At 64.6% G+C, this 19,889-nt stretch carries 15 protein-coding genes and 1 tRNA gene; 8 read left to right on the forward strand and 8 right to left on the reverse strand.

The genetic code is table 11. The annotated features are described in order from the left end of the window. Window position 1 precedes the first annotated feature (1 nt). The gene (locus tag AAGW05_RS15630) at window positions 2–1,600 is read left to right on the forward strand and encodes an ABC transporter permease (RefSeq protein WP_411805482.1); all 1,599 of its coding nucleotides are present in this window, start codon (window positions 2–4) and stop codon (window positions 1,598–1,600) included. Then, window positions 1,597–2,775 carry an ABC transporter ATP-binding protein gene (locus AAGW05_RS15635; protein WP_411805483.1) on the forward strand — a complete coding sequence of 393 codons (1,179 nt, stop codon included), beginning with the start codon at window positions 1,597–1,599 and terminating at the stop codon, window positions 2,773–2,775. Before AAGW05_RS15630 ends, AAGW05_RS15635 begins: the two co-directional genes overlap by 4 nt. Window positions 2,776–2,829: 54 nt before the next feature. On the opposite strand, the gene AAGW05_RS15640 is transcribed toward AAGW05_RS15635, so the two are convergent. The 5 genes from AAGW05_RS15640 to tmk form a co-directional block, all read right to left on the reverse strand. Beyond that, the gene (locus AAGW05_RS15640; protein WP_411805484.1) at window positions 2,830–4,017 is read right to left on the reverse strand and encodes a low temperature requirement protein A; all 1,188 of its coding nucleotides are present in this window, start codon (window positions 4,015–4,017) and stop codon (window positions 2,830–2,832) included. Between the two features lie 168 nt (window positions 4,018–4,185). Further along, window positions 4,186–4,261, reverse strand: a tRNA-Thr gene (locus AAGW05_RS15645). A 110-nt stretch (window positions 4,262–4,371) separates the two neighbouring features. Beyond that, complete coding sequence (locus tag AAGW05_RS15650; RefSeq protein WP_411805485.1) at window positions 4,372–5,928, reverse strand: alpha/beta hydrolase; 1,557 nt, start codon at window positions 5,926–5,928, stop codon at window positions 4,372–4,374. Between the two features lie 18 nt (window positions 5,929–5,946). Then, the gene (locus AAGW05_RS15655; protein ID WP_411805486.1) at window positions 5,947–7,116 is read right to left on the reverse strand and encodes a DNA polymerase III subunit delta'; all 1,170 of its coding nucleotides are present in this window, start codon (window positions 7,114–7,116) and stop codon (window positions 5,947–5,949) included. After that, window positions 7,113–7,832 carry a dTMP kinase gene (tmk, locus tag AAGW05_RS15660; protein WP_411805487.1) on the reverse strand — a complete coding sequence of 240 codons (720 nt, stop codon included), beginning with the start codon at window positions 7,830–7,832 and terminating at the stop codon, window positions 7,113–7,115. The genes AAGW05_RS15655 and tmk overlap by 4 nt, the downstream gene beginning before the upstream one ends. Window positions 7,833–7,961: 129 nt before the next feature. Between tmk and AAGW05_RS15665 the strand changes: the two genes are divergently transcribed. Next, complete coding sequence (locus tag AAGW05_RS15665) at window positions 7,962–9,155, forward strand: trans-sulfuration enzyme family protein (RefSeq protein ID WP_411805488.1); 1,194 nt, start codon at window positions 7,962–7,964, stop codon at window positions 9,153–9,155. Window positions 9,156–9,229: 74 nt separating this feature from the next. Next, window positions 9,230–9,589, forward strand: coding sequence for a DUF2516 family protein (locus tag AAGW05_RS15670; protein ID WP_411805489.1), 360 nt, complete (start codon window positions 9,230–9,232; stop codon window positions 9,587–9,589). 116 nt (window positions 9,590–9,705) lie between these two features. Here AAGW05_RS15670 and AAGW05_RS15675 read toward each other — a convergent pair whose 3' ends face one another. After that, window positions 9,706–10,206, reverse strand: a complete 501-nt coding sequence (locus AAGW05_RS15675) for a PhzF family phenazine biosynthesis protein (protein WP_411805508.1) — start codon at window positions 10,204–10,206, stop codon at window positions 9,706–9,708. Continuing rightward, window positions 10,157–11,011, reverse strand: coding sequence for a class I SAM-dependent methyltransferase (locus tag AAGW05_RS15680; RefSeq protein ID WP_411805490.1), 855 nt, complete (start codon window positions 11,009–11,011; stop codon window positions 10,157–10,159). Before AAGW05_RS15680 ends, AAGW05_RS15675 begins: the two co-directional genes overlap by 50 nt. Window positions 11,012–11,176: 165 nt before the next feature. Here AAGW05_RS15680 and AAGW05_RS15685 point away from each other — a divergent pair, with 165 nt between their 5' ends. Beyond that, window positions 11,177–11,923: a phosphoglyceromutase gene (locus tag AAGW05_RS15685; RefSeq protein ID WP_411805491.1), complete on the forward strand. Its 747-nt coding sequence runs from the start codon at window positions 11,177–11,179 to the stop codon at window positions 11,921–11,923. A gap of 121 nt (window positions 11,924–12,044) precedes the next feature. Here AAGW05_RS15685 and phoU read toward each other — a convergent pair whose 3' ends face one another. Further along, window positions 12,045–12,707, reverse strand: a complete 663-nt coding sequence (gene phoU / locus AAGW05_RS15690; RefSeq protein ID WP_411805492.1) for a phosphate signaling complex protein PhoU — start codon at window positions 12,705–12,707, stop codon at window positions 12,045–12,047. Between the two features lie 162 nt (window positions 12,708–12,869). Between phoU and AAGW05_RS15695 the strand changes: the two genes are divergently transcribed. The 3 genes from AAGW05_RS15695 (at window position 12,870) to AAGW05_RS15705 (ending at window position 19,764) form a co-directional block, all read left to right on the forward strand. Continuing rightward, complete coding sequence (locus tag AAGW05_RS15695; protein WP_411805493.1) at window positions 12,870–14,147, forward strand: sensor histidine kinase; 1,278 nt, start codon at window positions 12,870–12,872, stop codon at window positions 14,145–14,147. Between the two features lie 21 nt (window positions 14,148–14,168). Continuing rightward, complete coding sequence (locus tag AAGW05_RS15700) at window positions 14,169–14,849, forward strand: response regulator (protein WP_411805494.1); 681 nt, start codon at window positions 14,169–14,171, stop codon at window positions 14,847–14,849. Window positions 14,850–15,006: 157 nt separating this feature from the next. Next, window positions 15,007–19,764 carry a beta-galactosidase gene (locus AAGW05_RS15705; protein ID WP_411805495.1) on the forward strand — a complete coding sequence of 1,586 codons (4,758 nt, stop codon included), beginning with the start codon at window positions 15,007–15,009 and terminating at the stop codon, window positions 19,762–19,764. Window positions 19,765–19,889: the final 125 nt, after the last annotated feature.

The raw sequence follows: 19,889 nt of genomic DNA on the forward strand, positions 1-19,889 counted from the left end.
GATGACTTCTTCAAAAAGTACGACGGCGGCCCGCAACCCGGGTGTCAAAACGTCACTTATCGCGGCTGGGAGCCGGGGCTCACGCCTTGGCCCCTGGCCCGTCGTCGTACTTTGTTTGCTGATTGCCGCGTTTTCCCTGCTGCCGCTGGGGTTCGTGGCGGCGGCAACCGTCAACGCCGGGTGGGACACCATTGTGAAATTGGTGTTCCGCCCGCGCGTTGGCGAATTGCTGCTTAACACCGCTTCCCTCGTGCTGATCACCGTCCCGATCTGCGTGGTGATCGGGGTTGGCGGCGCGTGGCTGGTGGAGCGCACCAGCCTTGCCGGGAACAAGGCCTGGGCCGTGATCCTCGCCGCACCGCTTGCCATTCCCGCGTTCGTGAACAGTTACGCCTGGATCAGCGCAGATCCAACACTTGGCGGGATCTTTGGCGGCGTGCTGATATCCGTGTTGTCCTATTTCCCGCTGGTGTACATCCCCGTCGCGGCGGTGCTGAGCCGGCTGGATCCGGCCCTTGAGCAGTCCGCGGCGTCACTGGGGCTCGGGCCGTGGAAGGTGTTCTTCAGGGTCGTCCTGCCGCAGTTGCGCCTGGCCGCCGCGGGCGGGGCGCTGCTTGTGTCGCTGCATTTGCTCGCCGAATACGGTGCCTTCGCCATGATCGCCTTCGACACGTTCACCACAGCCATTTACGACCAGTTCAGGTCAACCTTCAACGGCGCAGCGGCCAATATGCTTGCCAGCGTGCTCGTGCTGTTCTGTCTGCTGCTTCTGCTGGCCGAATCCAGGTCACGTGGCAGCGCGCGCTATGCAAGGGTGGGAGCAGGTGCGCAGTCGAATCCCGGCCGGCTGAGGCTGGGGCTGTACCAGGTTCCCGCCCAGCTGGCCCTGGTCGCGGTGAGCATCCTGGCGCTGGGTGTGCCGCTGTGGCACGTTGGCCGCTGGCTGATCGCAGGCGGCAGCGCGGTGTGGGAGCGTGACGATCTGCTCAACGCGCTGGTCCAGACGCTTGGCTACGGACTGGCCGGGGCCGTCCTGACCACAGTGCTTGCCTTCCCGCTGGCCTACCTGGTGATCCGCCACCCCGGCCCGATCAGCAAGCCTCTTGAGGCCGTCAACTACATTTCAAGTTCAATGCCGGGCATCGTGGTGGCGCTTGCCCTGGTGACCATCACCGTCCACAACGTGCCAGCCATCTACCAGACCTCGCTGGTGCTGGTGGGCGCCTATGCGCTGCTTTTCATGCCGCGGGCGCTCGTGAACTTGCGGGCGGGACTGGCGCAGGCTCCGCGCGAGCTCGACGAGGCGGCCCAGGCCCTGGGCAAGCCGCCGTTGATCGCCTTCTTGCGTGTCACCTTGCGGCTTGCGGCACCCGCCGCGGCGGGCGGGGCGGCCCTGGTGTTCCTCGGCGTCGTCAACGAGCTGACGGCGACGCTGCTGCTTGCGCCCAACGGCACCCGGACCCTTGCCACGCAGTTCTGGGCCCTGAGCAGCGAAATTGATTACATGGGCGCAGCCCCGTACGCCCTGCTCATGATCGTGCTCTCCGCGCCCATGACCTATCTACTTTTTGTGCAATCCAAGAAAGCCGCAGGCCAATGACAGCCCAGCCCCGACACTCCCGCGGCACCGTAGACACCGGGTCCGCCAGCCCCGCCGCGTCAGGGCACAGGACCTTCGTCCACGCCTCGAGCGACGTGCCCGATCACCTGCAGATCACCGACGTCCGCAAGGGCTTTGGCGGCACAGAGGTCCTCAAGGGTGTTGACCTGGCTGTCGCCCAGGGCCGCACAACAGCGATTGTGGGCCCGTCGGGATCCGGCAAGACAACGCTGCTGCGCCTGATTGCCGGTTTTTCATCCCCCGACGCCGGACGGATCGCGCTGGGCGGGGCCGAGGTCGCGGGCCCGTCCAAGTGGGTTCCCTCGCACAAGCGCAGCGTGGGCTACGTGGCGCAGGACGGGGCGTTGTTCCCACACCTGAGCGTTGGCGCCAACATTGCCTTCGGGCTTCCCCTGCGCGGCAAGGCTGCGGCACTGCGGGTGGGGGAGCTGTTGGAGATGGTGTCGATGGAGCGCTCCTACGCCAAGCGCCGCCCGCACCAGCTCTCTGGCGGCCAGCAGCAGCGTGTGGCACTGGCCCGGGCCCTCGCCCGCCAGCCCGAGCTGATGCTGCTGGATGAGCCGTTCAGCGCCCTCGACGCCGGGCTGCGCGTCTCCACGCGCAAGGCCGTATCGCAAACCCTTGAACAGGCAGGGGTGACGACCATTCTCGTCACCCACGACCAGGCCGAAGCCCTCAGCTTTGCCGACCAGGTGGCCGTCATGCGCAACGGGAAACTTGCCCAGATCGGCAGCCCGTTTGTTGTCTACACGCGCCCTGCGGACCGGGCAACGGCTGAATTCCTCGGCGACGCCGTCATCATTGAGGCGTGGCTGGAAGGCTCCCTGGCCCTGTGCTCACTCGGCGGAATCCCCGTCCGCCGCCCGCAGGTCCAGGGCAAGGTGCACCTGATGCTGCGCCCCGAACAAATCCGGATCGCCACCGGCGGGCCCATCCGCGGCCGCGTCGTCGACACGGACTACTTCGGCCCGGAGACTACGGTCAGGATCCAGCTGGAGCCCATCCTTGTCGACGCCGAACACCCGCGCGACCCGCACCAGCCGGTGGGTGGGGAGATCATCAGCATCAGGCACTGGAACGCCATGCTGGCCCGCCCCGGCACCGAGCTGTCCCTGAAGGTTGTCGGCGAGGGCGTCGTCTTCCCCTGGGACTGATCCCCAACTCCTCCCTGGGTTGGGGCCCGCGGCGGTGTGGGCCAACCCGCGCACTCAGAGAGCGCGGCGCCGTCGTGCTTTGAGCTCCACATATGCCGTCACGAGCACCAGCAGGGCCGCCGCCAGGACGAGTTCGACGGCGGCCGGCACGGTCGCGCCGAGCGGGACAAGTACCAGCGCGGCCAAGATGGTGGGGCCCGCCCATGGCAGCACCGTGCGGGCGGACTGGCCATAGCGCAGCGAAACCACAGCGTTGGTGCTGTAGAACAGGGCCACCCCGCCGCCGATGGCGATGGACGCGCCGAACGGCAGGGGATCGAACGGTGCGGGGATCGCGGTGGCGATGCCGGCGGCGATCGAGGTGACGCCCACGACCATGGCAAACGGCATGAAAAGCGTTGTCTGCATTATGCCGGAGAAATCCTCGCGTTCGCGCAGCTTCTCCAAGCCGCTGGTGAGTGTGCCCATGCCGTATTGGAAGAATGCCCAGCCAAGCAGCGCCACGATCACAAAGCCAAGCGACGAGGCCAGTCCGGCGCCCGGGCCCCAGTCCGAGGAGGCCTCGGTGACGATCGTGAAGACCGACTCGCCCAGAACAATGATGACGAAGAGGCCGAGGCGTTCGGCGGCGTGCTCAACGTTGATGCCCCCGAGGCTGTTGTGCGTCCCGCTCCGGCTGCTGATGGCGACCATGCCCACCTCGATGGCGATCGAGAACGCCCACAGAATGACAGCGTCCTGCAGCGGCAGGACCGCCGCGACAAGCCAGAGCACTGACGTTCCGCCGTTGTAGATCCAGATGCGCCACGACGGCACGGCGGAGTTTTGCGTGTGTTGATACAACCACAAGACGAGCAGCAGGACGCGCAGGGCGGAGTTTGCCAGGGAGAACGCCCAGGCCCGGTCGCCAAATGCCTCAGGGGCCGATGCCGCCATCAGTCCGGATGCCCCCATGGCCAGCAGCATGGCCACGCCAAGGCCCCTGGAGGTCAGGCCCGGCAGGAGATTGATGACCGAAACGATGTTCACCCACGCCCACCATGCCGGGAAGAAGAGCAAGAGATAAGTGCCGAACTCGGGCCAGCCGGGATCGCCGTGGATGCCGTGTGCCAGCTGCCCGACGAAGGCCACAAACACGAGGTCGAAAAACAATTCCATCCAGTGCACGCGCCCGGGTTCACGGGCCGGCTTGCGGTCTGGTTGCCGGTCAGGGACATGAGGTGGCGGGGAAGTTCCCATCATTGGCTCATGGTATGCCCCCGGGATCGTGCCCGGCGGATTCCAAACAGCAGCTGATGCGGTTTTCCGGCCGAATTATCGCATCAGCTGCTGTTTCAACCGGGGCGGACGGGGCGGCCACAAGCGAAAGAGCCGAAAACCCCCGGATTCCAAGGAATCCGGGGGTTTTGATGGAGCCTCCAAACAGAATCGAACTGTTGACCTTTTCATTACGAGTGAAACGCTCTACCAACTGAGCTATGGAGGCCTGTGCTAGCCCCAAATCCCCATCTGGAGTTTCCGGCTGAACACAAGAAACAACTCTAATATGAGCGGGGCGGATGTACAAAATCGAGCGCACACAAAGTTCCTAAAAATTTAGCAGGTCGTGCCCTTCGCGGGCACCTTTCCGTCCACAAAGTAGTTGTCAACGGAGGAAGTGACGCATTCGTTGGACCGGCCGTACGCCGTGTGGCCCTGGCCCTTCCACGTCACAAGGACACCGGAATCAAGCTGTTTGGCCAGGGACTGCGCCCATGAATAAGGCGTTGCGGGGTCTCCGGTGGTGCCGACAACCAGGATAGGGCCCGCACCTGCCGCATGGATCGGGGCGGGCTTGCCGCCGGCCGGGAACGGCCAGTACTTGCAACTCAACCCGGAGTATCCCAAGAGTTCCCCGAACGTCGGGGCCGCCTTCTTCAGCAGTTCTGCCTGCGCGCGCATGTGCGCAAGGTCCCAGTCCATGGGGTAGTCAAGGCAGTTGACGGCGGTGAACGCGGCAGCGGTGTTGGAGTTGTACTTGCCGTCGGAGTCGCGGTCGGCCGAGAAGTCGGCAAGCATCAGCATGCCTGTCGCGTCACCGGCGAAGGCCTGCTTCAGCGCGCCCGTCAGGGGTGCCCACAGATCGGTGGAGTACATGGCAAACGCCAGTGCGCCCGTGAACTCCGAACCAGTCACCACCCGGCCTTGGGATGTTTGCTGCGGATGTGCCGCGTACACGGCGTTCAGGTCCCGGATCTGCGCCATGGCGTCATCCACGGTGCCTGACACGGGGCAATCCTTGGTGCCGAGGCAGTCCGCGGCCCACGCCCGCAGGGCATTTTCAAAGCCCACGGCCTGGCCCATGGACACCTCGTCGATGTTCAGCGATGGATCCAAGGCGCCGTCAAGGGAGAACTTCCCAACCTTCTCGGGGAAGAGCCCGGCGTAGGTGGCGCCCAGCTTGGTGCCGTAGGAGAATCCCATGTAGTTCAACGCCTTGTCGCCCACCACGGCACGCAAAATGTCCATGTCGCGGGCCGAGCTGACGGTGTCGACATAGTGCAGTACGGGCCCTGAATTTGCCTTGCACAGCCCGGATTCGGACTTGCTCTGAGCCTCGGCCTTGGCAAAGCCCGCGTCGGTGGACAAGTCGTAGTCAACCTGGCGCGCGGCGTCCATCCGGGCATCGTCAAGGCACTTCACACCTTCCGAGCGCTGCACCCCGCGCGGGTCAAAGCCCACCACGTCATAGGCCCCGCGGAGCTTGGCGGAAAAATAGGCCTTGCCGCTGTTCTTGACCATGTCATAGCCGGAGCCGCCCGGCCCGCCGGGGTTGACAAGCATGGAACCAAGACGTTTGCCCGTTGCCGGAAGCCGCGTCACAGCCAGTTTGATGGAATCCTTGCCGGGGTTCTCGTAATTCCCGGGCACCTTGACCTCGGCACACTGGAATCCGCTATTGCACGACGTCCACGTCACGATCTGTGAGTAATACTGTGCAAGGTCCGCCGGCACATTGCCCACCACCTCCGGGGGCGCAGATGCCGTCATGGTCTGAGCCGGGGCGGGCGCCGGGAGCGCCGAGCACGAGCCAAGCAGCAGCGCGGCAATCCCCGCGGCAGCGGTGAGGAACAGGCGGCGGGGGCGCCGTCGTCGAATATTTCCAGCGGGCATGGGGGAGTCCTTCACAAGTTAGAGCAGGCTGACAGCCATGGCCTCCAGGGCCAGCAGCTGGGCAACATTGGTGGTGGTGAGGCGGCGTCGGGTGGCGTTGACGGCGTCCATGCGTCCGAGGGTGGTCTCCGGGCGGGCGCGGGCGGCAAATTCCAGCAACGCCGCGCGCAGGGGTTCGTTCACAAGTTCCACCGTGGAATGCTCGACGCCGGAACCTCCCCTGGCGTTCAGCTGCAGCACCAGCACATCACGGTAGAAGGAGCAAAGGTCCGTCAGTGCCCTGTCCAGGTGGTCCGTCACCGAACGCTTCGCACGGCGCTTTTGGTCCTCCTGAAGCGCACGGACCTGGCTGCGCAGGGAGGGTGGCAGCGTCCCCGTCTCGGGCGCGCCAAGGTTGCGCAGCAGCGTGGCCTTCTCGACGGCGTCACGCTCTTCATTGGAGGAGCCGGCCTCGGCCTGGGCCAGTTCGAGCAGGGATGCGGCGGCCTGGACGGCCGATGTGACATCACGCAGGGCAAGGGGCAGCCTGACGGTCGCGTCGCGGCGTTCCCTGGCACCGGCGTCCGTGGCCAGGCGCCGGGCAATCCCAATGTGGCTTTGGGCGGCGCGGGCGGCATTGAGCGCCAGCTCCGGGTCGACGCCGTCACGGCGGACCAGCAGGGTTGCCACATCCGCGACGGCAGGCACCCGCAGGGTCAGGGTGCGGCAGCGTGAGCGGATCGTGAGCAGCACATCGGCGGGGCTGGGGGCGCACAGGATCCAAATGGTCCGCGGCGGCGGCTCCTCGATGGCCTTGAGCAGTACGTTGGTGGTGCGTTCTGCCATGCGGTCGGCGTCGCCCACGATCATCACGCGCCAGCGTGCGGAGGACGGGCTGTCATACGCCTTGCGCACCAGGGACCGGGCCTCGTCGATGGCGATGGTGGTTTTTTCGGTCGCAATGAACGTGACGTCGGCATTCGTGCCGCTCATCGTGGTGTGGCAGGCCTTGCAGACGCCGCAGCCGCGGGCCACCAGTTCGGGCTGCTCGCACACCAGGGCGGCGGCAAAGGCGAGCGCAGCGTTGGACCGGCCCGAACCCGGCGGGCCCGTCAACAGCCAGGCGTGGGTGGGCGTCCCTGACTGGGCGGCACGGCGAAGCTGCGCCACCACCGAATCCTGGCCCTGCAGGTCAGTCCAGACGCTCATGCGGTGCCGGCATCCGCGCGGTGGCGTCCGGCCGCGGTCTCCGGCGTCGTGGGTTCTTCGGTGTTCCTTATCCGGCTGAGCAGGGTCGTGACGCGTTCGGCAATGGACGCGGCAAGCTCGTGGACAGGGGCGCTGGCAGGCAGCACAAGGTATCTGTGCGGGAACTCGACGGCGAGGTCAAGGAATGCCGTGCGAATCGTTGAGTGGAACTCGTCGGGTTCGGATTCAAGGCGGTCCTCGGCGGCGTTGCCCGCCGTGCGCCTGTCCCGTCCCTGTTCGGGGGTCACATCCAGCAACACTGTCAGGTCAGGCCACAGCCCGTCAGTGGCCCAGTCGCTGAGCTTGGCAATGGCCCCTGTGCCCAGGTCGCGGCCGGCCCCCTGGTAGGCAATGGAGGAGTCGGCGTACCTGTCGCTGATGACGATCTCGCCGCGGGCAATGGCGGGGGCGATGACCTGGCAGGCGTGTGCGGCCCGGGCGGCGGCAAAGATCAGGGCCTCGGTCTTGGCGTCGATGTCACCCTGGCCGTGCTCAAGCACCAGGGAGCGAAGCTTTTCGCCCACGGGGGTACCGCCGGGTTCACGGGTCCGCAAAACCGTGCGTCCGGCGTCGGAGATGGCCTGGGTGAGCAGCGCGGCCTGGGTTGATTTCCCCGCGCCGTCGCCACCTTCAAATGCAATGAATAAGCCCGGCTCCGGGGCAGAGGAAAGAGTCACCCCACTAGCCTACCGGCCCAAGCTGAAAGCGCCCCGAGGCTTGTCCACAGGCAGGGGTTGTCCACAATCTTTTTTGTCCAACTGTCATATTTCACCAACAGACACGGAGGGCGGTCTAGTGTTGAAACCATGACGAACCAGCATTCCTCACACCCCGAGCCGCTCAGCCCAGATACCGTTGTTGTGGCTGCGGGGCGGCCGGCGCGCAGCCACGATGCCCCGGTGAACCCGCCCATTGTGCTGTCCTCGACGTATGTGGGCACGGGGACCGTGGAGGATGGCGACAGGGCGTACGGGCGTTACTCGAATCCCACCTGGGATCCGCTGGAGGACGCCCTGTCCCAGCTTGAAGGCGCCACGTTGCCGGCGCTTGTCTTCAGCTCGGGCCTGGCCGCCGTGTCCGCGGCGCTTTCCCTGATCCCCGTCGGGGGCGTCGTTGTCATGCCCCGGCATTCCTATCAGGGTGCCCTGGTCATGGCGCAGGAGCAGGCAGCCAAGGGGCTGTTTTCCCTGCACACAGTAGACATCGCCAACAACGACGAGGTCATCGCGGCGCTCACAGGTGCCGGCGGGAAGGCCGCGGACATGCTGTGGCTTGAGAGCCCCACCAACCCCATGCTTGAAGTCGCCGACCTCCAGGTGCTCTGCCGCGCGGCGCGGGCCGTCGGGGCGATCGTCGTCACCGACAACACCTTCTCCACCCCGCTCGTGCAGAAGCCGCTGGAGCTGGGCTCGGATATCGTGCTGCATTCTGTCACCAAGTATCTCGCCGGCCACTCCGACGTCGTCCTGGGGGCGCTTGCCACCTCCAGCCCCGAACTTCGCGGTGAACTCCTGCATTACCGCTCCATCCACGGCGCCATCGCCGGCCCGTTCGAGGCCTGGCTGGCCCTGCGCGGGATGCGAACCCTGGCCCTGCGCATTGAGCGCTCGCAGGCAAGCGCGCTGGTGTTGGCGCAGCGTCTTGAACTGCACGACGGCGTCACGAAGGTTTTGTTCCCCGGCCTGCCTTCGGATCCGGGCCATGAACGGGCCAAGGCGCAGATGACCGGTTTCGGCTCGATCCTGTGCGTTGAGGTTGCCGGCGGTGCCGCTGCCGCGAACACCCTGGTCGACGCATTGCGCGTGTGGACCCCGGCCACATCGCTTGGCGGGGTGGAATCCCTCATTGAGCGCCGCCGGCGCCACGCCAACGAACCGGCCACCGTGCCTGAGAACTTGCTGCGCCTAAGTGTTGGCATTGAAAATGTTCAGGACCTCTGGAACGACCTCGAGCAGGCGCTCGCACAGGGTGCGGCAGGAGTGTCGGTGCCAGCGGAGTAGCCGGTGGTGGAATCACAGCGCTCTTTCAGCGCGCTGGCACTTCCCACCCGGCCGCCTGACGGTAAGCTTGTGACGTGGTCATTTTCTTGAACTTTATGCAGTTTCTCATCCTGGTGGCACTTGGGCTGCTGGCGTTGGGCATTCAGCTGCGCGCTTTCATCGATTGCCTGCGCAGTCCTGCCGCCGACTTCGAGCGCGTCTACAAGCGGACCAAAACTTTTTGGCTGGCATTATCAGGTGGCGCCGTCTTCTTCGGCTTCCTCTACATTTTTTGGCCACTGATGAGCCTCACGGTTCCGACCATGGGCATGCCCGTGATCCTCAACCTCGCCGGAGTCACCGCAGCCGGTGTGTACCTTGCCGACGTGCGCCCAGCCCTCGTCGAGGTGCGTGGACGTGGCAAGGGCCAGCAAAACCGCGGCTCCTCCTGGTAAGTTCCCCTGGTAGCGTCAGCCGACGTGGCTGGCCGTGCCCGTCACGGTGATTCCGCCATATTCGGGCACAAAAACCTTGAGGATGTTTGGCCTGCCCACATGCCGACCCTGGCGGATCAGCAATGACCCCGGGACCGCGATGGCGCCGATGGTCCGTAAATAAGCCCCGGAAAATCAGGGTGCAGCTGGCTGGCATCCAGCGACAGCAGTGCCAGCAACCGTTCCAGCACGGCAGGATCAATCTCCGTCGCGGCCGGCTCGACGCTGGTAAAGGACGCGGTCACACTCTGGTCCGAGTCAGCGGTGGCCAGGACGACCTCACCGGCGGCCGGGTCAAGGAAAAACTGTCCGGCGCCGAACTTCTCGGCCAGCGCAACGGCCGTGGCCACGGTTGCATGGCCGCAGAAGGGCACCTCGGCACCCGGCGAGAAGTAACGGATCCGTCCCCGGCGGGCTTCATCGGGTCCACTGGTGAGAAACGCGGTTTCGGAATATCCCCACTCCCTGGCCATGTCCTGCATCTGAACGTCGCGCAGGCCTGCGGACGAAGATATTGAGTGGGTCCATTCAGGGTAGGGACGATGAGGTTGCTGCTGTATCGGTGGGGTCCACTGCAGACCACGCGACCGTCAGCTCGCCCAACCGCCAACGGGACGGTGAACGCACCACCGGCCATCCGGCGTCGTACATGTTCTGGCACATGTTCAGCCAGCGCTGCCGGTTGCCGAAGGAGGCGAGCGCCGCGCCGGCAAGCCAGTGCTTGTCCAGGGCCTGGAGGAAGTCGTGGATCCTTTCGCCGGGCATGTTGTGGTGGATGAGCGCCTTGGGGAGCCGTTCGGCAACATCGGAGGGCAGCTCGAAGGCGCCGAACCGCAGGGAAATTGTCAGTGACTGCGGGCCGTTTCGGTCCAGGGCAACCCAGGTGCTGCGGCGGCCGATCTCATCGCAGGTGCCGTCGACGAAGATGCCGTGGGGGCTCAGGCGCGAACAGACCGTGTCCCAGATGAGGCGGACGTCGGCCTCATCGTATTGGCGCAGCACGTTGAAGGCACGCACCATGGTTGCGGTGCCGGGGACGGGAACTTCGAAGCCGCCCACACGGAAATCGAGGCCGTCGTGTTCCAGCGGCTTGGCGATGCGGACGCGCTCGGGTTCGATTTCAATGCCGGTGACGTGCGCGCCGGGGCAGACGGCGTGGATCCGTGAATACAGTTCGACGGCGGTGGCGGGCGATCCGCCGTAGCCCAGGTCGACCACGAGGGGACAGCTCTCGTACCTCAGTCGCCACGCCTGCGGGCCCGCGAGCCAGCGGTCAACGCGGCGCAAACGGTTGGGGTTGGTGGTGCCGCGCGTGACGTTGCCAAAGGGCTTGTTGCGCTGGCGGACGGCACGGTTTGAGGGGTCGGTTGAAGAGCTTCCCACTCTCTGCGCACGTTGAACCACACCACAAGTTTAGGGGTGCACTGCGGGCGCCGGCTCCAGGCATGGCGGCATTCACGGCAACGGGCGGCCGCCCGGTGGAGTGCCGGGCAGATCCGGCCCGCGTAGCAATTCCAGTCCACACGGCCCTCCCGGTAGGATGAAACCATGACTTATACGCTGATTTTGCTTCGCCATGGCCACAGTGAGTGGAACGCCAAGAACCTTTTCACCGGTTGGGTGGACGTTGACCTGAACGACCAGGGCCGGACAGAGGCCGCCCGCGGTGGTGAGTTGCTGGTCGAGAACAACCTTCTCCCGGACGTGCTGTACACCTCGCGCCTCAAGCGGGCCATCAACACGGCAAACATTGCTCTCGATGTTGCCGACCGTGGCTGGATCGACGTCAAGCGTGACTGGCGCCTGAACGAACGCCACTACGGCGCGTTGCAGGGCAAGGACAAAGCCCAGACCTTGGCCGAGTACGGCGAAGAGCAGTTCATGGAATGGCGCCGCAGCTACGACACCCCGCCGCCGGCCCTCTCTGATGACAGCGAATTCTCCCAGGCACACGATCCCCGTTACACAGACCTGGGCGACGCACTGCCGCGCACCGAGTGCCTCAAGGACGTCCTCGTCCGCCTGCTGCCGTATTGGGAATCAGAGATCAAGGAAGACCTCAAGGCCGGCAAGACGGTCCTGGTCACGGCCCACGGCAACTCGCTGCGCGCCCTGGTCAAGCACCTCGACGGCATCTCGGATGACGCCATCGCCTCCCTGAACATCCCCACGGGCATCCCGCTGGTGTACGAACTTGACGAGAACTTCGCCCCCATCACACCGGGTGGCAAGTACCTGGACCCGGAAGCCGCAGCAGCGTCCATCCAGGCAGTGGCGAACCAGGGCAAGAAGTAAGAACCTCATCGCAGCCGTAGTGCGTTAAACGCCGAGTCAGCGGGTCCGCGTCGAGAACCGCCAATGTACGGAGCAGTTTCGGTGCGGACCCGCTGACTCGGCGGATTCCCAAGGGGTGAATCTAGCTGGCGAGGAAATCCTCGGGCTGCCATTCGCCGGTGACAAGGTAGGAGACCTTCCGGGCAACGGAGACGCCGTGGTCGCCGAAGCGCTCGAAGTAGCGGCTGGCGAGGGTGACATCCACGGTCGTGGCGGGGGATTCGTGCCACTCGGGGGAGGCCATGGTGGCGAACACCGTCTTGTGCAGCTTGCTGATCTGCGACTTGGCCGCCGCAATGTCAGCCACCAGCTCCAAGTCACGTGAATCCAGAAGCTCGGTGACCTTGTTGGCGATGACCATGTCCAGGCGGGCCAGCTCGGCGAAGGTCCCAGTCAGCTGCGCCGGGATGACAGCGTTCGGGAAGCGCAGGCGGGTCAGCTGGGCAATGTGCCGGGCCAGGTCGCCCATGCGTTCAAGCGAAGCGCTCATGCGCAGCGAACCGACGATCATGCGCAGGTCGCTGGCCACGGGTCCCTGAAGTGCCAAAACGTCGATGGCACGCTCGTCGAGGTCGTTTTGCAGAAAGTCGATGCGCGCGTCGGCGGCGATGACTTCCTGCGCTGTCTGCAACTCTGCCGCGGCAAAGGCTGTCGTGGCCTTGGTGATGGCCTCTTCAACCAGGGCGGAAATCTCGATGAGCCCCTCGCCAATTTGGTGGAGTTCGGCCTGGAAAACTTTACGCACGCGTGTGTCCTTTCATGGGCAGGGCAACAGAGGCCCCGACTTGGCTCCAGCATGCCACCCCAACATGAACGGCTCGGCACGCGAAAGTGAACGTTTGCTGAACGAGCGGCGCCAAGTGGTGGTTTTGTCCTAATTCAGGCAGCCACCGCATAGTCTTATTGGGTGGATCCCTTGGTGGTTGGACTGATAGCCGGGCTTATTGGCCTGGCCCTTGGCGTGTTTGGCGTGTTCGGCTTCAGCCTGAGCGAACGCTCGCGCCGGCACACCGTTGACATCGTCGAGCCGACCTTGCCCGACGGTGCAGCCGAGGTGCTTTCAGTGGTGGGCAAGGCTTACATTGTGATTGACACGGTCGACGGCGTGGTGCGCGCCAGCCCCGGTGCCTACGCCTTTGGCCTGGTGCGGGGCCACACGGTGGTGCACAGCGAGCTGCTTGAACTGGCGCAGCGGGTGCGCCGCGACGGGGTCATCGAGGAACGTGACCTGATCCTGGCCCGCGTTGACCTTCCGGCGGCAGAGGCAGTCCTCGCCACGGGGCCGGGCGCACAGGCAGGCACGATCGTCGACGCACCCCGGACCATCCCCGACTCACTGAGCGCACACGGCGCCCCCGGCCAGGGCACGCTCGTCATCCAGATCCGGGTCGCGCCCCTGGGGGAGGAGTACATCCTCCTGCTCGCGGATGACCGCACCGAAATCGCCCGCACCGAGGCTGTCAGGAACGACTTCGTGGCCAACGTTTCCCACGAACTCAAGACCCCTGTTGGCGCCATCTCCCTCCTGGCCGAGGCTCTCGAATCAGCCCCCGAGGACCAGGCAACCGTCCGCCGCTTCGCTTCACGCATGATGACGGAGTCGGCGCGCCTGGCAGCGCTCGTGCAGGACATCATTGAGCTGTCCCGGCTGCAGGGCAAGGACGTGGCGCGCGTGGGCACCGAGGTTGACATGAACGCTGTGATTGCCGAGGCCGTGGACAGGACAAAGCTCCCGGCCCAGAGCAAGAACATCACCATCGCCGTCGGTGCTTCCCAGCCGGCCGAGGTGTACGGGGACCAGTCCCAATTGGTCACGGCCCTGCGCAACCTAATTGATAACGCGGTCCGCTACTCGCCCGACAACACTCAGGTGGGCATCGGGCTTTCGGTGGGAAACGGCGTCGTGTCCGTCAGTGTCACCGACCAAGGTGACGGCCTGTCCCCGCCCGATCAGGACAGGGTCTTCGAGCGTTTCTACCGCGTCGATGCCGCCCGTTCGCGCCACACCGGCGGCACGGGGCTTGGCCTGAGCATCGTCAAGCACATCGTGAGCAACCACGGCGGCGAGGTGACATTGTGGTCGTCCCCGAAGCTGGGTTCCACCTTCACCATTCGCCTGCCAGAACTTTCCACACCAACGTCCGACGGCGGAACGCACCACCGCGCCGACCGGCACCCCCTCTGATCCAAAAGGAGCGCAACGAGCGTGAGCAGAATTTTGATTGTCGAAGATGAGGAGTCCATCAGTGACCCCCTGTCGTTTCTGCTGGGCAAGGAAGGGTACGAGGTCCAGGTTGTTGACAACGGCCTTGACGCGCTGGTGGAGTTTGAGCGCAACGGCGCGGACCTGGTGCTTTTGGACCTGCAGCTGCCGGGCATGAGCGGCACCGAGGTGTGCCGGCATTTACGCCAGCGCTCCAGCGTGCCTGTCATCATGCTCACGGCCAAGGACTCCGAAATTGACAAGGTGGTGGGGCTGGAGCTGGGGGCCGACGACTACGTGACGAAACCCTACTCCTCCCGCGAGCTGATTGCCCGGATCCGGGCCGTGCTGCGGCGCCAGGGGGAACCCGAGGAGCTCATCACCTCCACGGTGCATGCCGGACCGGTGCGTATGGATGTGGAGCGGCACGTGGTGAGCGTCCACGGGGAGACGGCCGCGTTCCCCCTGAAGGAATTTGAACTCTTGGAGATGCTCCTGCGCAATGCGGGCAAGGTGCTGACCCGCGGCCAGCTCATCGACAGGGTCTGGGGCTCGGACTACGTGGGCGACACCAAGACCCTTGATGTGCACATCAAGCGCCTGCGCAGCAAGATCGAACCAGATCCCGCAGCGCCCAAGTATCTTGTCACGGTGCGGGGGTTGGGCTATAAGTTCGAGGCCTAGGATCGTCCTTCGCTGGCGCCCCGGCGCCTGGTCGTCATGCGTCATCTGAGCCCAAGTGTTCGTTTTTGGTTGCCACTGTGTGGTGTACCTCATATGCTGTGATGGATAACAAGCCGGTGGCCGGTGCGGCCGCGCGATGATTAGAGGGACTTTATCCATGACTGCTCATTCATTTAGGGACCGCGGGAGAACCCGCGGACTCAAGGCGGCCGCCATCATGGCGACGGCCGCCCTGGGTCTGATGACCATATCCAGCCCTGCGCTGGCCATCGGTTCCGACGCGACGGTGGAAACCGTGGCTCAGTCGGCCATGTCCGGAGACAAGGTCATCTTCCCCGGCAACGACGGCAAGGCCCACACCGTCACGTCTGACTCGAAGTCCATGATGGTGGACGGACAGCGGCTGAACGTCTGGTCCGGTGAATTCCACTACTGGCGCCTGCCCGGTACCGACGACTGGCGCGACATGTTCCAGAAGATGCGGGCCAGCGGCTTTAACGCCGTGTCGTTGTACTTCTTCTGGGGCCTGCACTCCACCGAGTCCGGAAAGTTTGACTTTACCGGCATCAAAGACATCAACTTGCTCCTGACCATGGCCGAAGAAGAGGGCCTGTACGTCATTGCACGCCCGGGACCGTACGTCAATGCGGAAATTTCCATGGGCGGCCTGCCGGCCTACCTGACCAAAAGCGGGGCCGGTTCCCTGCGCAGCACGGACCCTGAAGCGCTGCGCGAGTCGTTGAGCTGGATCCACGCCTTCAACGAAATTGCCGTCAAGCACCAGGTTACCGACGGTGGTGGTTCCATCGTGACGTATCAGGCCGAAAATGAGCTCCTGAACGAAGGCGGGGACCGCCCCGCCTTCATGAAGGCACTGGTCAAGCAGATCAAGGCAGACGGCATCACGGTCCCGGTCTTCCACAACGATTGGGGCTTCAACGGCGCCTACGTTCCCGGCAGCTCAACCGCCGGAGGCAATGTGGGTCTTGACTACTACGCCTTCGACCAGTACCCGCTGGGCTTCACCTGTTCAAACGCCCGTGGCCAGGTCCCCGACATGGAAGACCGCTTCCGCGCACGGACCACAACCAGTCCCATGTTCATTGCCGAGGGCCAGGGCGGTGCGTTCACCCCCTGGGGTGCCAGCTTCAACACTGACAAATGCGCCGATTTTGTCGATTCAGCGTTTACCCGCCAGTACGGGGTCAATAACCTGAACAACGGCATCAACATGTTCAACTACTACATGCAGTACGGCGGCACCAACTGGGGTTGGACCGGATCCCCCTCATCGGGCTTCACCTCCTATGACTACGGCGCCGCGATCAACGAGGACCGCCAGCTCACCCCCAAGGCATCCGTGCAGAAGGAGCTCGGTTACTTCCAGAAGGACTTCACGCCGATCTCCAACATGGTTCCCCAGCCCGGAGCTCCTGTCACGATCGAGGGTGGCGCGGGCAACATCAAGTCCTACCAGCGCATCGCCACCGAAAAGCAGGGTGCCGAGTCGGTATCCGGCAACGGTGCCCGCTACCTCGGCTTCCGCCAAGGTGACAGCAACAGCACCACCGAGCTGAGCTACTCTATCCCGCTGACGCTCTCGCAACGACAAGAAGTGGTCGCTGCCAGCTACACGGTCGATGACAGGGACCCCTCCATCACCTACACGGGTACGTGGGGCAAGTCCAACGGTGAAGGCTGGGCCGCAGGAAACTACAAGGGCACCGAATCCTTCAGCGACAAGACCGGCGACTCCGTCTCCTACACGTTCACCGGCGCGGGCATCCGTGTCATTTCCGCACAGTCGGTCAACCACGGCTACGGCGATGTCTACATTGACGGTGTCAAGGTGGGCCAGACCAACACCTTCCGCGGCCAGAACGCCAACTTCCAGTACGTGGCGTTCCAGAAAGACGGCCTGGACCCCGCCGTTCCGCACACCATCAAGATTGTGGTCACCGGTCAGAAGGACGCCGGCAGCCAAGGCAACTTTGTCACCATCGACGCCTTCGACGTTATTCCCGCCGCCGCGGGCCCGGTTGCTCCGGCGGCCCCCGTCACCAAGAAGATCGATGACATGGACCCCGCCATTGTCTATTCCAAGACGGGAACCGTTTCCGATTGGAGCCATGACACCGGCAAAACCTGGACGGCCAACGACTACATGGGCACCGAGAGCAACAGTGCCAAGACCGGTGCGTACTACGAGTACACGTTCAAGGCCGCGGAGGTAAAGCTGATCTCGGCAACCGCCTACAACCACGCCATCGGGGACGTCTTCATTGACGGTGTCAAGGTCGGCCAGACCAACACCTACCAGGTCGCCGTCGCCAGCACGCCGGGTCAGACGGCCTTTGAGAAAAAGGGCCTTGACCCTGCTGTTGAACACACCATCAAGGTGGTCAATACCGGTGTCAAGGGTGCCACCGCTTCGGTGGGAACGTTCATCTCCATCGACGCCATTGAGACCTCAACCCCGGCCGCAACCACCCCGGAGGTGCCGTCGACTGCCATCACCTTTGCCCGTGTCCCGCAGAAGGCCGGCACGTTCCTTAAGCTGCACGGCCGTGATGCGAACATGGTCATCGCCGATTACGCCTTCGACGGTCAGAAAATGCTCTACAGCACCTCCGAGCTGTTCGCCAAGATGCCCGTAGCCACCGGGAGCCTGCTGGTACTCAACGGTGCCAAGAATGACGACGGCGAGACTGTCCTGCAGTACGCCTCGACCCCCGTGGTGACCACCCTGGGTGGCACGCCCGTGGAAAGCACCTGGGATCCAGCTAGCAAGCAGTTGCGCTTGAACTACGTTCATGGCAACAACACCTCGTTCAAGATCACAGGCGGCGGCGCCCCGACCCTGACCGTTGTCACCACGGACCGCTCGGCCACCGGCCAGCAGTGGAGTGTTGAGGGCATCGTCAAGGGTGGCACCACCAACAAGACGGTTATGGTTACAGGTGTCGACCTGCTCCGCTCAGCCGAGTTCGTCGGCGACACCGTGAACCTGGTGGGTGACACCAAGGCGGCACGCCCCATCAACATTTACGTTCCCGCCGGCATCACCAAGGCCACCTGGAACGGTGTTGCTCTGGCCACCACGCCAGGTGCCAACGGCCAGCTCGTCGCGAGCCTGGCGGGTCCCGCTCCTGCGGTTCTGCCGGCGCTGACCAACTGGAAGGTCTCGGGCGAAAACCCGGAGTCCGCCGTCGCGTTTGACGATTCCACGTGGACACTCGCAAATGCGACCACGGCGGCGAACGCACGCCAGGGCCCCGGCCCCAACCAGGGCAAGGTACTGGACACTGCGTTCTACGGCTTCTATGAAGGTGACACCTGGTACCGGGCCAAGTTCACGGCTTCCTCGGCCGCCACCAGCATTCAGCTGCGCGGCCAGGGTGGCACTGCTGCCAACATGCTTGTGTGGGTGAACGGCACGTTTGTTGGCGCAGCCTCGGCCAATGGCTCTATGGCGACCCTTGCTGTTCCCGCCGGCGTCATTAAGAACGGCGAGGAGACACTCGTTTCAGCGGTCGTCCGCAACCAGGGCCAGAACCTTGACTGGTCCGATGACGGCCTCTCACGTCAGAACCGAGGCCTGTTTGATGCGGTTCTGCCCAGCACCGGCAACGTCACTTGGAAGCTGCAGGGCGCCAAGGACAAGGCAGCCCCGGTCGATACCGACAGGACCATGTACAACACCGGTGGTCTCTATGGCGAACGTGCCGGCTGGTACCTGCCGGCATACCCGGACAAGGAATGGGCCGCCACCACGACCTTCAAGCCCGCCAAGGCCGGGGTCACCTGGTATCGCACCACCTTCGACCTGTCCGTTCCGGCCGGCACCGACACCGCCATCGGCTTGAAAATCAATGACGCCAAGTTTGAGAACGGCCGGCAGTCATATGCCCGCGCCGTGATCTACGTCAACGGCTGGAACACCGGCACCTGGGTGGGCAACGTTGGTCCGCAGAGCACCTTCACCATCCCCAGCGGTTTCCTGAACAAGTCCGGAAACAACGCCCTGGCCATCGCCCTGACCACAGAGCGTGACGCCCAAGGACCGGACTCCTTCACCCTGGTAGATCGCGGCACCAGCCTCGGCGGCGTCCCGACAAAGCTGAACACCGCACCGAACTACACCCTTCCGGTGGTGACTGCAGTGGCTGCGAAGTCAACGGTCGACGTCGGCCAGCCGGCAACCGTCAGCGGCACCTCCGCTTTGGCGGCCATCGGCAACGGCGCACTGACCAACGCAGTCATCGATTTTGGTGACGGCAGCGCCGCCGTGACGGTTCCCGTCGTGGATGGCAAGTACACCGCCGAGCGCAGCTTCGCCAAGAGTGGGAACTTCACGGCAACGGCAACCATCAAGGACGCTGTCTCCGGATCGGTCCTAGCCGCCAAGACAGTAGCCATCACGGTCGGCGATGCTGTTGCTCCGACCGCGTCGGCCACACCCTCGGCGTCGGCAACTCCGACCGCGTCGGCCACACCCTCGGCGTCGGCAACACCCTCGGCGTCGGCAACACCCTCGGCGTCGGCAACTCCGACGGCGTCGGCCACACCGACGGCGTCGGCCACACCCTCGGCGTCGGCCACACCGACGGAGTCGGCAACACCCTCGGCGTCGGCCACACCCTCGGCGTCGGCAACTCCGACGGCGTCGGCCACAGCCTCGGCATCGGCCACAGTGACCGCGTCGGCAACACCCTCGGAATCGGTCAAACCCACAGGTGCAGCCACCGGCAGTACATCACCGAAACCGACGACTGCCAACAGCAGCCCGGCCGCGCAGGACGACCTGGCCAGCACTGGCGCCAACAGCAAGCTGGTCGGGGGACTGGCAGTCCTGCTGGTCCTGGCAGGCACGGCAGCGTTTGTGGTCGGTCGCCGCAGGGCAGCAAACCACTAGCAGCCATGCGCGCTGATCCTGGTGCGCACTGACAGCAGGCCGCTTCGGGCGGGCACTGGAATTTACTCTCCGGTGCCCGCCCGCTGTGGTTAAGCCGCCCACTGAATCATTGGGCCAGTAGATCC

Origin of the sequence: Arthrobacter sp. LAPM80 (genome assembly GCF_046736435.1) — a bacterium.
Lineage (GTDB): Bacteria > Actinomycetota > Actinomycetes > Actinomycetales > Micrococcaceae > Specibacter.